At 35.8% G+C, this 288-nt stretch carries 1 protein-coding gene; it reads left to right on the plus strand.

The annotated features are described in order from the left end of the window. Nucleotides 1-238, plus strand: a 238-nt coding sequence (locus tag SB773_RS31120; RefSeq protein WP_410594124.1) for a DUF418 domain-containing protein, incomplete at its 5' end; no start/stop codon positions are given. Nucleotides 239-288: the final 50 nt, after the last annotated feature.

Genomic DNA, 288 nt, shown 5'->3' on the forward strand with positions numbered 1-288 from the left:
AAGGATGTCGATAAGTAATTACTTATTCCAATCGATCGTATGTACGGCCATTTTTTATTCATATGGCCTTGGTTTATATGGAACAGTCTCATATACGACTGGATTTGTTTTCCTTTTAGCCCTGTTTTGCCTGCAAATGCTGCTTTCCTTATTGTGGATGAGTCTGTATAAATACGGACCGGTTGAATATTTATGGCGTTTTGTTACATATGGTAAAAAACCGGCTATGCGTCGATGATGACTAGATGAGAAGAAATGTAAATGATGTTCATTAAATTGTTGATTTTC

It is taken from the genome of Bacillus sp. SIMBA_074 (assembly GCF_046534555.1).
Taxonomy (GTDB): Bacteria; Bacillota; Bacilli; order Bacillales; family Bacillaceae_G; genus Bacillus_A; species Bacillus_A mycoides.